Raw genomic sequence first — 12401 nt, 5'->3', positions numbered from 1 at the left:
TGCCAGTCAACCCGCGAACAACCCTCCGCCAGACGGCTACACTTTAAACCGTTCGCCTTTTTTCTCGTCAGAAACGGTCAGTTTCCAGCGGCCTTTGGCACGACGGCGGGCCAGCACCTGGCGGCCGTTAGCGGTAGACATCCGCTCGCGGAAGCCGTGCTTGTTTTTCCGCTTCCGGTTCGATGGTTGGTACGTTCTTTTCATGATCTATCTTGCCTAAAAACCCTTGGTTCCTAAATGAGTCCGCAAAGATAGGAGAACCCATGCGTTTTACCAAGCCCTGTTTGTGTTTTTGCTAACTGGTTGTTAGGGAATTGACTGAGCCCGGCTGTCAGACCCGACCTGATGCGTGCGTAAAACCAAGAATCGATGGGTTGGGAAACCCTTTGCCCGCGTCAACCGGTTACGCATACAACACGTACCCACCTCTAGTCAAGCCTATATGCACTACCGACTGTCTGCCGATCCCCTGCTGCCGCACTACATCGCCGTGGAGGCACAACTTGACAAGCTGACGCCCGGTGAGCGGGTCGAACTGCAGTTGCCAGCCTGGCGACCGGGGCGCTACGAACTGCAGTCATTTGCTAAAAATATCCAGCGCTTCAGTATCACCGACGAAACGGGGCAACCCGTACCATTTCGCAAAATAACCAAAGACCGGTGGCGGGTAGAGCCTGGTACAGCGCAGTCGCTGCTGATTCAGTACAACTATTACGCGTTGCTGCCCACCGCCTACCAGCTGAATGCCGGGAGTAGTTTCATCAGCGAGTCGCTGCTGTATGTCAATCCGGTCAACCTGTGTTTATATGCCGAAGGGCGTATCGACGAGCCCTGCAGTCTGACTCTGGCTATTCCGGCTGACTGGACGGTTGCCTGTGGCATGCCCCGGCGCGATGCAACCTCGGTGGTTTTGGAGGCCCGGGATTTCTACGAACTGGTCGATTGTCCGCTGATTGCTGCTCCATCGCTGCAGCAGCATAGCTACACGATTGGCGAAACCCGATTCCATGTCTGGTTGCAGGGGGGCCGTCGGAGCGATGGGGGGCTTACGTTCGACCCGGAACGGCTGGTACACGACTTCACCCGGTTTTCGGCGGTCCAACTGGCTCTGTTCAGCGAGTTTCCCGAAGCTGACTACCACTTCCTGACGCTGATTCTGCCGGTTGCCTACTACCACGGCGTCGAACATTGCAATTCGACTGTGCTGGTGCTGGGGCCAAACGATGAGGGCGAGGGGCTGTATCAGGATCTGCTGGGCGTATCGTCGCATGAGTTGTTCCATGCCTGGAATATTATCCGTATCCGTCCGGCCGAACTGTTACCTTACGATTTCACGAAGGAAAATTACTTTCAAACCTGTTTTGTGGCCGAAGGTGTAACCACCTATTACGGCGACCTGATGCTGCGTCGATCGGGCGTGTTCGACGACGAGGCTTACCTGAAAGAGCTGCAGGTGTTATTCAAGCGCCATTTTGATCTGAGTGGTCATGCATTTCAGTCGCTGACCGAATCGTCGTGGGATCTGTGGCTCGACGGATACGAGAAAGGTGTGCCGGAGCGTAAAGTATCGGTTTATCATAAAGGGGCTATTGCGGCCCTGCTGCTTGATCTGCGTATCCGGCAAAAGACGGCTCATGCCCGTTCGCTCGACGACGTGATGCGCCTGTTGTGGGAGCGCCATGGACGCCCCTTTATCGGCTACACCCTGGCTGACTATCGGGCCATAACTGAAGAAGTGGCGGGCGAACCGCTGGCCGATTACTTCGACCGATTCATAACGGGCAACGAATACCTGCTGGCTCCGCTTAACGAAGCACTGGCGTGGGTAGGGCTGCAGGTGGTTGACGAAACGTCGACGCTGGATCATCCCGGCGGTATTCGCCTGCTCGAACTGGGCGACGAAGCGGGGCGGGCCGAACGTGCCCGCTGGTTTGGCCAGGCGCTGACGGAGTTGGACCATACTGTGCTGATTGACGAGCAGAAAGATGGCACGAGCGTGTCGGCAAAGTAAAAAGCACCGACGAGGCCGCATTTGCATCTTTTGCGTAGCTTGGCAACACGTGTTTCCTAAACCCGTTTTTCGCTATGCAATTTTCTGACTATGTCCGGCACGATGCCACCGGATTGGCGGCTTTGGTTGCTGCCGGCGAGGTATCGCCTGCGGAGTTGCTCGATACGGCTATTGCCCGGGCCGAGGCCGTCAACCCTGCGCTCAACGCCATCGTTACTCCGCTCTATGATAAAGGGAAGGCCATGCTCGACCAGCTACCAGCCACGGGACCTTTTCGCGGGGTGCCTTACCTGCTCAAGGATCTGGAGCTGAATTGGGCGGGAACACCCCTTAAATCGGGCTGCCGGGGCTACGCTAACTATGTATCGACCATCGATAGCGAGGTTGTTGTGCGGCTGAAACAGGCCGGCGTTGTGCTGTTCGGTAAAACAAATACACCTGAATTTGGCCTTACACCCTACACCGAGTCGAAGCTATATGGGCCGGCCCGCAACCCCTGGAACCCAAACCATTCGCCGGGCGGGTCGAGTGGTGGGTCGGCGGTGGCCGTATCGGCGGGGATTGTGCCGGCAGCATCGGCATCAGATGGGGGCGGTTCTATCCGGATACCGGCTTCGTGCTGCGGCCTGTTTGGCCTGAAACCCTCTCGCGGCCGCATTACTCTTGGCCCGGGCTATGGCGAACTATGGAACGGGGCCGTGGTGGGCCACGCCGTTACGCGCAGCGTTCGCGATAGTGCCCGCCTGCTCGATGCGGTGGCAGGGCCCATGCCCGGTGATCCTTATTTCTTACCCGCCCCTGAGCGGCCCTTTGCCGACGAAGTGGGGCGGGAGCCCGGCAAACTGCGGATTGCATTCTCGACACAACACCTGATGCCGGCGCAGCAAACCGATTCTGCCTGTGTGAAAGCAGTTCGGGACGCGGCTACACTGCTCGAAAAACTCGGTCATACGGTGGAGGAAATGCCATTGCCGTACGAGAAGTCGCTGGTTACCGAAGCCTTCTTCGTCAATGTGCTGAGTGAAACGGCCGCCACCCTGCGGGAGCTGAGCGAATACCTGGGCCGCCCACTTCGGCGCGATGATGTAGAACTGAACACCTGGGCGCAGGCGCGGCTGGCCGACGGCCTGTCGGCCGCCGATGTGTCGTACCAGCAGCGACGCTGGAACACGCTGAACCGACTTATGGGGCAGCTGCATCAGACCTACGATCTGCTGCTGACCCCAACGCTGCCCCGGCCGCCCATTGCCATTGGAACGTTTCAGAACCGGGCATCAGAAGAGCGGCTGCTGAAACTGGTTGATACGCTGGGCGGGCTCAAATACCTGCACGGAACCCGAACCGTCAACGAACTGGCCGACCGCTCGCTGGGCTACATCTCTTATACGGTGATTGCCAACATGACCGGCCAGCCCTCTATGTCGGTACCATTGTACTGGTCGGAAGCCGGGTTGCCGATCGGGGTTATGTTCTCGGGCCGACTGGGCGACGAGGCTACGCTGTTCCAACTGGCGGGTCAGCTTGAGCAGGAACAGCCCTGGTTCGATAAGCGGCCGCCTGAGCTATAAAAAAAGCGGTCAGGACACACAAGGTATCCCGACCGCTCAAAAGGGTTGTCGCCGGTCTGACTAGGCTTTGACCGTTTCGGCTTCGGTGTCGGTTTCTGTTCGGCGCATCGGCTTGTCATAACGCTTGGGCGCGTAAAGAAACCCGAACGCTTCTGCACCTTCTTTCGAATGCACCTTATGGTGGACGTAGTGAGCGCGCATGATACGTTGCATGTAGCGACCACTGGTATCGATTTTCATGCGTACCCGGCGGTGAACGATGATGTCGTGAAAAATAAAGTAGAAGATCCCGTACAACGTAACGCCGGCGCCAATCCAGGCCAGAAACTGCAGTTCGGGAATCTGAACGCCGGCCAGAATCAGACCGATGGCTGTAAGGCTGAACACAACCGCAAATAGGTCGTTTACTTCAAAAAAACCTTTGTGATGGTTGTGATGATCGCGGTGCCAGCTCCATAAAAAACCATGCATCACGTACTTGTGTGTAAACCAGGCAACTCCTTCCATAAACAGAAAAGTACCCAGAACCAGAGCAATGTTTAGCAGCATTTTTGTGTTTCTTAAGAAGAAATAAAACAGCCGAAACCGGTTTCGGCTTCTTGAGCCAGATACGCCCAACCCGCCGTTTTCGCCCAATTGATTGTCACTCTACTAACGGAATGTTTTGTTGAAAAGTTGGCGCGAAAGCGGGTACTTTTTGGCGCAAAATAGAGAGCCGGGGCAATTAATTGCAAGTTTGTGGAAAACACGTATCTTTATCATCAGTCAGTACTCAACCAGATGAACCCATCGGTTATGGACTATCAGGCGCTCAAAAACCTGGTCAGACGGGGAGAGAGCAGTAGTTTGGAGTTTAAACTGAAGACCAATCACCCCGAGAAAATTATCCGGGGTATCGTCGCCTTCGCCAATACCCATGGCGGCACTATGCTGATCGGTGTGGCCGACGATAAGCGGATTCCGGGCCTCAAATACGCTGACGAAGACGAGTACCTGCTCGTCAGGGCGATCAACAAGTTTTGCTTTCCCCGCATCTCCTACTCCATCGATCGCGTTCAGATTGGCGATGAGCGCGAGGTGCTCGTAATTCGGGTGCCGCCCAGCCCAACCCGTCCGCACTACATTATTCCTGACCCGGCCGACCCCGACAACAAGAAGGCTTACGTTCGGGTGGGTGATAAATCGGTGCAGGCAAGCCGCGAAGTGCGCGAAATTTTGAAGGGGCAACAGGCCGAACGCTCGATTCGCTTCACTTACGGCGAGAAGGAACACAAGCTGATGCAGCATCTGGGCGAACACAGCAGCATCACGGTCGATCTGTTCGCGTCGATTGCCGGTATCTCCCGCAAGATTGCTTCACGAACGCTGGTACTGCTGGTATTGGCCCACGTGCTGGAGATCCATCCGAGCGATGTGATGGATCAGTACACCACGCGGGCCGTCCGTTAAAGCGTAGCCAGTAGGGCTTCGACCTGCTCGTAGGCATAGGCCAGCTGCTCGTCGGTGGTCGAGTAGGGAGGCATCATATACAGCACATTCCCAAGCGGCCGCATTAGTACGCCCCGATCCAGGAGAAACTGAAAGGCATAATCCCGAATACTGCTGAAATACGACGTTTGCTCTCCCGTATTCAAGTCAAATGCCAGCACAATGCCCCGTTGCCGCAGGTTGCTGACAGCCCGATTGCCGGCCAGCCGACTGGCAAAAGCGGCATGCTGCCGGCCAATCCGGTCAATAGCTGCCTGCGTCTCGGGTAGCAACAGCAAATCCATACTGGCCAGGGCGGCCGCGCAGGCCAGCGGATTGGCGGTGAAGGAGTGCCCATGAAAAAGCGTCTTCATCCGATTGTCCGATAAAAACGCGTCGTAGATCGCCGTCGTGCAGGTTGTTACCCCGAGGGCCATCGTGCCGCCCGTCAGGCCTTTCGACAGACACATCAGGTCGGCTTTTTCGGTCAGCCAATCCGACGCGAACCGGCGTCCCGTCCGGCCAAACCCCGTCATCACTTCGTCGGCGATGAGCAGGATACCCTTCTTCCGGGCCAGCCTGAACAGGGCATCGAGCACCTCGGGTTCATACATAATCATGCCACCCGATCCCTGAATCAGGGGTTCGACAATGAAAGCGGCAACCTCATCGGTGAAGAGGGCTTCGGCCTGAGCCAGTACGTCGGTTTCCTGACCGGCTACCGGCGCGGGCAGAAACGATACATCGAACAGGAAGGGGGCAAACGGGGCCGAGAAGGCACTTCGGCCCCCTACCGCCATGGCGCCAAAGGTATCGCCGTGGTAGGCGTTATCGAGGGCCACTACTTTCTGCCGCGGCTTACCCAGGTTATACCAGTACTGAAACGCCATTTTGAGGGCTACCTCTACTGCCGTCGATCCATTGTCGGAGTAGAAGACCCGTGCCTGGTTCGGGGGCAGAATAGCGAGCAGCCGTTCGGCCAGTTCGACGGCTGGCTGATGGGTGAAGTTGGCAAATATAACGTGCTCAAGCGTGCGGGCCTGCCGGGCCACACAGTCGGCAATGTGCGGGTGGGCATGACCGTGCAGGTTGACCCACCAGGAGGCAACCATGTCGAGGTACGTTCGGCCATCGGCACTGTGGAGTACCGATCCGCTCGCGCTGACGATCGGAATGGGCAGGGGCGCTGTCTGCATCTGGGTAAAGGGGTGCCAGATAACAGCCTGGTCGCGCTCGGCGAGCTGGTGCAGATCAGGCGAACTGACGGGCGTAATGGCTGATGACATCGGGCGAAAGTTGAGGCTCCTGCCCAATTCGACCAAGGCAGGGCAGGTTTGTGTAGGAAAGAATAACCGATTCGCTGGCGGGTACGGTAGGACCGTTAAAGATGATTCCCGCAATGGAAATTCCCCGGCTCTGGCAGGCTGCTACCGATAGGAGTGTATGGTTGATGCTGCCGAGGTAATTGCGCGATACCAGGACGACCGGTAGTTGCCAGCGCGCCACCAGATCGATATTTAGCTGCCGCTCGTTGAGTGGCACCATGAGCCCGCCTGCCAGTTCAACAACCAGCGCGTTGGATGTTTCGGGCAGCTGAATCTGGCTCAGGTCGATCGTGATGCCGTCGATAGCCGCAGCTGCGTGGGGTGACAGGGGTTGGGTAAGACGGTAGGCTTCGGTATGGAAGCGCGACACCGGATTCCGAACCAGCCGTTGAACCGAGTGCGTGTCCGAGTCGTCGAGGGCGCCTGATTGGATAGGTTTCCAGTAGTCGGCCTGCAGAGCCTCGGTCAGTACGGCCGAAACTACCGTTTTGCCAATTTCAGTGCCGATACCGGCTACAATGAGTCGATTGGGTAAAGACATGGGGTAAAATGAAATTAGAAGAAAGAGGGCTGTAATACAGCACAAAGTCGGTCTATCTGTTCATTCGTGTTGAAGGCGTGGAAGCAAATGCGAATACGTTCCTGCCTGATTGGCACCGTCGGACTCAGGATAGCCCGCAAATCGAGCCCGGCAGCCTGACCAGCAGCGGCCAGTTGGCGGGCCTGGTCATTCCCCGGCACCAGTAGACACTGAATGGGCGACTGACTATCGGTCCAGTGAGTGTGGGGGAGATGCCGACTACGCTGGGCGTGGAAATAAGCGAGTCGCTGGTGTAGGGTCTGCCGGGCATCGGGCAGTTTGGCCAGATAACGATGGGCTTCCCGGATGGCCAGCAGACTGTGCGGGGGCAAGGCTGTCGTGTAGATAAACGACCGGGCGAAATTGATGAGGTAGTCCCGCAGCACAGCCGACCCTGTCACCACGGCGCCGTGTACGCCCAGCCCTTTTCCAAAGGTGTGAACCCGGGCGAGCACCCGTTCCTGCAGGTTGAGGGCCACTACCCGGCCTTCGCCCCGGGGGCCGTACACGCCGGTTGCATGCGCTTCGTCGACAATAAGGCCGGCACCATAGCGGTCGCACAACTCGCACAGCGCTTCCAGGGGGGCAAAATCGCCATCCATCGAGTAAACGGATTCGACTGCTACGAAGCAATGGCCGATGGCAACCCGAAGCTTGCTCTCCAGGTCGTCGAGATCGTTGTGCCGGAAACGAATACGATCGGCATAGCTGAGTCGGGCGCCATCGATCATGCTGGCGTGAATCAGTTCGTCGGTCAGCAAGGTGTCGCCCCGCTGGGGCAGGCAGGCCATAAGCCCGATGTTGGCATCGTAGCCCGAGTTGAACAGCAACGACGCATCGCAGTGGTAGAACCGCGCCAGTTCCGCTTCGAGCGCGTCGGCCAGGTCGGTCTGGCCCGCCAGCAACCGCGATCCGGTTGCGCCGTTTGCATAGGCTTGTGTCTGAGTTGCCTGCTGGATGGTATCCGACAGAGTGCTGTCCTTCGCAAAGCCCAGGTAATCGTTGGAGCAGAAATCGACCAGCGTATTCCCGACCCGCAGCGACCGGAATGCATTAGCCTGCTGGCGTACCAGCAACCGGTCGGTGAGCGCGTCCAGTACGGTAGCAGATGATCTAATCATGGCTGCAAAGGTAAAGCACCACCCGGCACGAACAGACTTATCGTGGCATAGGGGGGCGCAAAATGTGCACAACCTCCTACTTATCCACAATTCGGTTGTGGATAAGTAGGAGGTTGTGTGAATGACCGTAAAATAAATTGACTGAGTGGTCCTGAATAGGCAAAACAATCTGTGGCTATTCCGGTTGGTCAGTTATTTTTAGAATAATCTTGCCAAACTGTTTTCCGCCGTCCATTCGGCGTAATGCCTGTTCCGCATCGGCCAGCGGCAGCACCGAATCGACAACCGGCACAAGTTTGTGCGTCTCTACAAACGCCAGCATATCGGCAAATTCCTGCTCGGTACCCATCGTCGAGCCGGTAATATCGAGTTGCTTGAAGAATACTTTGGGGGGAGCTATGTCGGTGATCATACCGGTAGTGCCGCCAAAGAAAGCGATGCGCCCGCCCGGCGCGGCCGCATCAATTAGTCTGGCAAAGCCTGGTCCACCGGCGCTGTCGATAATTACATCGAAATAGCCGGCCCGGCCCCCACCCGTTTCGGTCATAAGTTGTTTAAGCCAGTCAGTCTGTCGGTAATTGACGCCCCCGGTTGCGCCCATACGGCGGGCATTAGCCAGTTTATCATCAGAGCCCGACGTTACCCAGACCTCAGCCCCGGCCGCTACCGCAAATTGTAGCGCAAATAAAGCGGCTCCTCCGCCGATACCGGTAACCAATACCCGCTCGCCGGTATGGGGCCGTAGCCCGGCCCGGGTCATCAGGGCGCGCCAGGCCGTCAGTCCGGCCAGCGGCAGGGCCGCAGCCTGCTCAGCCGTGAGATGCGCAGGGCGGTGAGCGATATACCGCGCTGGTACGGCTACATACTCAGCGAACGTACCGTTGTCGGGCATACCCAGAATCCGGAAATCGGGCCCATAAAAGCGGGGGTTATCGCCCCAGTACTGCGAGCAGTTGATAAGCACGGCATCGCCAACCGCGATGGAATCGACATCGGCTCCTATGGCTTCGACGGTACCCGCCCCATCGGAGCCCAGAATAACCGGCAGTTTCATGCCCGGATAAAGACCCTGCTGTACGAATACATCGCGGTGGTTGAGGGCAGCCGCTTCCAGCCGGACCAAGACGTCGCCAGCACCCGGCGTAGGTTTAGGCGCATCGATCAGGCTGACAGGCTGATGCGTTTCCCGAAGTAGAATAGCTTTCATAGGGTATCTTTGCGCATTGATTAATTTATTTCGGTCGGGTGGAGACTTTGTCGCAACGGCATTAATAAATACCGAATGCGCATTCTCCCCGGCCCTACTTACCGCATACGCTGATGATCCGGTTTTTCAACGAAGACGTCGACTACAAACTGCCTGGTAAACAAGCCACCCGCCTATGGCTGACCCAACAAACCGGGCAGGAAGGCTATCGAGTAGGCGAACTCAATTACATTTTCTGCTCGGATGAGTATGTGCTGCAGGTTAACCGCGATTACCTGCAACACGATTATTATACCGATATCATCACGTTCGATCAGCGCGAAGCAGAAGACAAGCTGGAAGGCGATATCTTTATCAGCGTCGAACGCGTAGCCGACAATGCCGCCCAACTTGGCGTATCTGCTCAGCAGGAAATGCGTCGGGTACTGGCTCATGGGTTGTTACACCTGTGCGGTTATGGCGACAAGACCGATGAAGAGGCAGCTGCCATGCGTCGGAAAGAAGAAGAATGGATGGCGCAGTTTCCTACGACTAATGCCACCGATAAGGGTTAGCCGGCTGTGAACCCACCGTCGAGCTGCAGGGCCTGTCCTGTATAGAACGAGTTTTCCTCGGCGCAGAGCCAGCCAATAGCCTGGGCAATTTCATCAGGTTGCCCCAATCGGCCCATCGGAATCATCCGACGCATGCGATCTTCCATCCCCGGCGCCTGCTGAATCAGTTCATTGACCATGGCCGAGTAGGTATACACGGGGCAGATCGCATTAACCCGAATGCCCTGCCGGGCATATTCGAGTGCGGCCGTTTTGGTCAGCCCGATGACCGCATGTTTGGAGGCACTATAGGGAGCGCCCATCGGCATTCCCTTTACCCCGGCGATACTCGAAACATTAACGATACAGCCCCCGCCCTGCGTAAGCATCTGCCTGATCTGGTACTGCATCCCGTAGAAGATACTGCCCACGTTGATTGCCATCACCTGTTCGTAGTCCTGGGCCGACTGGTCGAGGAGTTTTCCATAAGCACCACCGACACCAGCGTTGTTGATGGCTATGTCGAGTCGGCCGAACTGTGCAACGGTTTGCTGTATGGCTGCTTCGAGCTGTGCTGGCTGAGCAACATCACAGGCAACAAAGAAAGCCCGATCGGTAAACGCCTGAATAAGGCCGACCGTTTCCTGGCCGCCAGCGGGGTCAATATCGGCGACGACTACGGCGGCCCCGTCCTGAGCAAATAGAAGAGCCGTTGCGCGTCCTATGCCCGAACCCGCCCCGGTAACAAACACTATTTTATTCTGAAAATTCGCCATAGTATGCGTGCATACGGTTATGGCGCAAACATACCGAAAAGAGCGAAGAATGGGCTGACCGTACCTATCTATTTGTGTCGCCCAAGTACCGACAGATCAAGTGGCTACCTGAACCAGGCAACAGAAAAGGCGCGCTTGCCCGGGGGCGTGGCGGGGGAGAAGCGCTTATCAAGTCGATTCTCTCCTGAACGCAGCCGATATTTTCCAAACTAAATCTGAAATTAATTTTCAGGTCTCACGGCAATTTCCTACTTTTGCACTCCCAAACTCGTACCCACGAGTGAGATGACATACGAGGGTGAAGGTCCGCTGCGGTCTATATAGGATCGGGTAGAAACCACACCTGACTTTTATACGGTAAGGCTCCTGTACGGGTAGCCTAATCGGTATTGAGGGTCAGGTGCAGCGCATCCGACCTTTTTTTGTGTCTTTGATGCCCTGATTGCTAAGCAGATATAGGATTCGTCTTATAGAATGCCTACCTTTGCGGCCCAATTCGGAGGGTCCGATGCGGAAAATGAGTACCTATTTTTCACCTGCTTACTTTAAACAAACACAAATGTCTGGTTTAATTGGCAAGAAAATCGGGATGACCAGCGTGTACAATGCGGACGGGCAGGCTCTGGCATGTACAGTGATTGAGACGGGTCCCTGTGTCGTAACCCAAGTTCGTAGCGTCGAGAAAGACGGCTACGCGGCTGTGCAGCTGGGTTTCGGCGAGAAAAAAGAAAAGCACACCAACAAGCCGGAAATGGGCCACTTCAAAAAAGCTGGTACCACGCCCAAGCGCAAACTCGTCGAGTTCAAAGAATTCGAGCAGGCGTTTAACCTGGGCGATACGCTGACGGCCGCTGACGTGTTTGGCGAAGGGGACTTCGTTGACGTTGTTGGCACGGCCAAAGGGCGTGGCTTCCAGGGCGTTGTGAAACGTCACGGATTCGGTGGGGTCGGCGGTCAAACGCACGGCCAGCACAACCGGGGTCGTCACCCAGGTTCGATCGGTGCCTGTTCCTTCCCATCGCGGGTATTCAAGGGGCTGCGCATGGCCGGCCGGATGGGCGGTAACCGCGTGAAAGTGCAAAACCTGCGCGTATTGCGGGTGATGGCTGAGCAGAACCTGCTCGTTGTAAGTGGTTCGATTCCAGGAGCCAAAAATTCATACGTTATCATCGAGAAATAGGCCATGGACGTAATCGTATATAACAGCAAGGGCGTCGACACAGGCAAAAAGGTCACGCTGCCGGAAGAGGTTTTCGGTATTGAGCCGAACCAGCACGCGATTTATCTCGACGTGAAACAATACCTGGCCAACCAGCGTCAGGGTACCCACAAAGCGAAAGAGCGCGCTGAAAATGCCCACTCGACCCGCAAACTGAAGAAGCAAAAAGGAACGGGTGGTGCCCGCGCCGGTAGTGCCAAATCGCCCGTATTCGTTGGTGGTGGTACAATCTTCGGCCCCCGTCCCCGCGATTATAGCTTCAAGCTGAACAAGAAAGTGAAATCGCTGGCCCGCAAATCGGCTCTCGCCGTGAAAGCACAGGCTGACAAGATTTCGGTAATTGATTCGATCACGCTCGAAGCACCCCGCACGAAAGATTACATCCAGTTTCTGAGCGATCTGAAACTGACCGGCCGCAAAACGCTGCTCATTCTGCCCGACGTAAACACCAACGTGGTACTGTCGAGCCGGAACGTACAAAAGGCAAAGGTTACCACCGCATCGCAGGTCAACACGTACGATCTGATGAATGCCGACCAACTGCTGATCAGCGAAGAAGCGCTGTCAACCATCCAAACGCTGTTCGACCGCTAA

The 12401-nt window shown here is 56.4% G+C and carries 13 protein-coding genes; 6 read left to right on the top strand and 7 right to left on the bottom strand.

Annotation, left to right across the window (positions count from 1 at the left end):
* Nucleotides 1–36: 36 nt before the first annotated feature.
* Nucleotides 37–204 (bottom strand): 50S ribosomal protein L34, encoded by a 168-nt coding sequence (gene rpmH, locus ACYVAC_RS05805; protein ID WP_077920829.1) that lies wholly within the window; start codon nucleotides 202–204, stop codon nucleotides 37–39.
* 238 nt (nucleotides 205–442) lie between these two features.
* Here rpmH and ACYVAC_RS05800 point away from each other — a divergent pair, with 238 nt between their 5' ends.
* Together ACYVAC_RS05800 and ACYVAC_RS05795 are read left to right on the top strand one after the other, a co-directional pair.
* Nucleotides 443–2011, top strand: a complete 1569-nt coding sequence (locus tag ACYVAC_RS05800) for a M61 family metallopeptidase (protein WP_461096653.1) — start codon at nucleotides 443–445, stop codon at nucleotides 2009–2011.
* Nucleotides 2012–2085: 74 nt separating this feature from the next.
* The gene (locus ACYVAC_RS05795; protein ID WP_461096652.1) at nucleotides 2086–3579 is read left to right on the top strand and encodes an amidase; all 1494 of its coding nucleotides are present in this window, start codon (nucleotides 2086–2088) and stop codon (nucleotides 3577–3579) included.
* Nucleotides 3580–3639: 60 nt separating this feature from the next.
* Here the strand turns inward: ACYVAC_RS05795 and ACYVAC_RS05790 are convergent, their stop codons facing one another.
* Nucleotides 3640–4128, bottom strand: a complete 489-nt coding sequence (locus ACYVAC_RS05790) for a sterol desaturase family protein (protein WP_461096651.1) — start codon at nucleotides 4126–4128, stop codon at nucleotides 3640–3642.
* 231 nt (nucleotides 4129–4359) lie between these two features.
* Here ACYVAC_RS05790 and ACYVAC_RS05785 point away from each other — a divergent pair, with 231 nt between their 5' ends.
* Entirely contained in the window at nucleotides 4360–5028 is a 669-nt protein-coding gene (locus ACYVAC_RS05785; RefSeq protein ID WP_461097006.1) for an AlbA family DNA-binding domain-containing protein, read from the top strand.
* On the opposite strand, the gene bioA is transcribed toward ACYVAC_RS05785, so the two are convergent.
* The 4 genes from bioA to ACYVAC_RS05765 form a co-directional block, all read right to left on the bottom strand.
* On the bottom strand, nucleotides 5025–6332 hold the full coding sequence (bioA, locus tag ACYVAC_RS05780) for an adenosylmethionine--8-amino-7-oxononanoate transaminase (RefSeq protein ID WP_461096650.1): 1308 nt from the start codon (nucleotides 6330–6332) through the stop codon (nucleotides 5025–5027). The two genes, ACYVAC_RS05785 and bioA, sit on opposite strands and share 4 nt — an antisense overlap.
* Nucleotides 6298–6912 carry a dethiobiotin synthase gene (bioD, locus tag ACYVAC_RS05775; protein ID WP_461096649.1) on the bottom strand — a complete coding sequence of 205 codons (615 nt, stop codon included), beginning with the start codon at nucleotides 6910–6912 and terminating at the stop codon, nucleotides 6298–6300. Before bioD ends, bioA begins: the two co-directional genes overlap by 35 nt.
* Nucleotides 6913–6926: 14 nt before the next feature.
* Entirely contained in the window at nucleotides 6927–8072 is a 1146-nt protein-coding gene (locus ACYVAC_RS05770; protein ID WP_461096648.1) for an aminotransferase class I/II-fold pyridoxal phosphate-dependent enzyme, read from the bottom strand.
* A 175-nt stretch (nucleotides 8073–8247) separates the two neighbouring features.
* A complete protein-coding gene (locus ACYVAC_RS05765; protein ID WP_461096647.1) occupies nucleotides 8248–9279 on the bottom strand; it encodes a quinone oxidoreductase family protein in 1032 nt (343 codons plus the stop codon).
* 113 nt (nucleotides 9280–9392) lie between these two features.
* On the opposite strand from ACYVAC_RS05765, the gene ybeY reads away from it, so the two are divergent.
* Entirely contained in the window at nucleotides 9393–9833 is a 441-nt protein-coding gene (ybeY, locus tag ACYVAC_RS05760) for an rRNA maturation RNase YbeY (protein ID WP_461096646.1), read from the top strand.
* Here ybeY and ACYVAC_RS05755 read toward each other — a convergent pair.
* A complete protein-coding gene (locus tag ACYVAC_RS05755) occupies nucleotides 9830–10588 on the bottom strand; it encodes an SDR family NAD(P)-dependent oxidoreductase (RefSeq protein ID WP_461096645.1) in 759 nt (252 codons plus the stop codon). The two genes, ybeY and ACYVAC_RS05755, sit on opposite strands and share 4 nt — an antisense overlap.
* 559 nt (nucleotides 10589–11147) lie before the next feature.
* On the opposite strand from ACYVAC_RS05755, the gene rplC reads away from it, so the two are divergent.
* Nucleotides 11148–11768 carry a 50S ribosomal protein L3 gene (rplC, locus tag ACYVAC_RS05750; RefSeq protein ID WP_461097005.1) on the top strand — a complete coding sequence of 207 codons (621 nt, stop codon included), beginning with the start codon at nucleotides 11148–11150 and terminating at the stop codon, nucleotides 11766–11768.
* A 3-nt stretch (nucleotides 11769–11771) separates the two neighbouring features.
* Nucleotides 11772–12401: a 50S ribosomal protein L4 gene (gene rplD / locus ACYVAC_RS05745; protein WP_461096644.1), complete on the top strand. Its 630-nt coding sequence runs from the start codon at nucleotides 11772–11774 to the stop codon at nucleotides 12399–12401.

This window comes from Spirosoma luteolum, assembly GCF_054778875.1.
This window is presented reverse-complemented; position numbering and strand designations above follow the sequence as displayed.

What these genes read in the sequence shown, in the direction of transcription:
- rpmH (WP_077920829.1), bottom strand. Translation starts at nt 204, where the DNA reads ATGAAAAGAACGTACCAACCATCGAACCGGAAGCGGAAAAACAAGCAC.
- ACYVAC_RS05800 (WP_461096653.1), top strand. Translation starts at nt 443, where the DNA reads ATGCACTACCGACTGTCTGCCGATCCCCTGCTGCCGCACTACATCGCC.
- ACYVAC_RS05795 (WP_461096652.1), top strand. Translation starts at nt 2,086, where the DNA reads ATGCAATTTTCTGACTATGTCCGGCACGATGCCACCGGATTGGCGGCT.
- ACYVAC_RS05790 (WP_461096651.1), bottom strand. Translation starts at nt 4,128, where the DNA reads ATGCTGCTAAACATTGCTCTGGTTCTGGGTACTTTTCTGTTTATGGAA.
- ACYVAC_RS05785 (WP_461097006.1), top strand. Translation starts at nt 4,360, where the DNA reads ATGAACCCATCGGTTATGGACTATCAGGCGCTCAAAAACCTGGTCAGA.
- bioA (WP_461096650.1), bottom strand. Translation starts at nt 6,332, where the DNA reads ATGTCATCAGCCATTACGCCCGTCAGTTCGCCTGATCTGCACCAGCTC.
- bioD (WP_461096649.1), bottom strand. Translation starts at nt 6,912, where the DNA reads ATGTCTTTACCCAATCGACTCATTGTAGCCGGTATCGGCACTGAAATT.
- ACYVAC_RS05770 (WP_461096648.1), bottom strand. Translation starts at nt 8,072, where the DNA reads ATGATTAGATCATCTGCTACCGTACTGGACGCGCTCACCGACCGGTTG.
- ACYVAC_RS05765 (WP_461096647.1), bottom strand. Translation starts at nt 9,279, where the DNA reads ATGAAAGCTATTCTACTTCGGGAAACGCATCAGCCTGTCAGCCTGATC.
- ybeY (WP_461096646.1), top strand. Translation starts at nt 9,393, where the DNA reads ATGATCCGGTTTTTCAACGAAGACGTCGACTACAAACTGCCTGGTAAA.
- ACYVAC_RS05755 (WP_461096645.1), bottom strand. Translation starts at nt 10,588, where the DNA reads ATGGCGAATTTTCAGAATAAAATAGTGTTTGTTACCGGGGCGGGTTCG.
- rplC (WP_461097005.1), top strand. Translation starts at nt 11,148, where the DNA reads ATGTCTGGTTTAATTGGCAAGAAAATCGGGATGACCAGCGTGTACAAT.
- rplD (WP_461096644.1), top strand. Translation starts at nt 11,772, where the DNA reads ATGGACGTAATCGTATATAACAGCAAGGGCGTCGACACAGGCAAAAAG.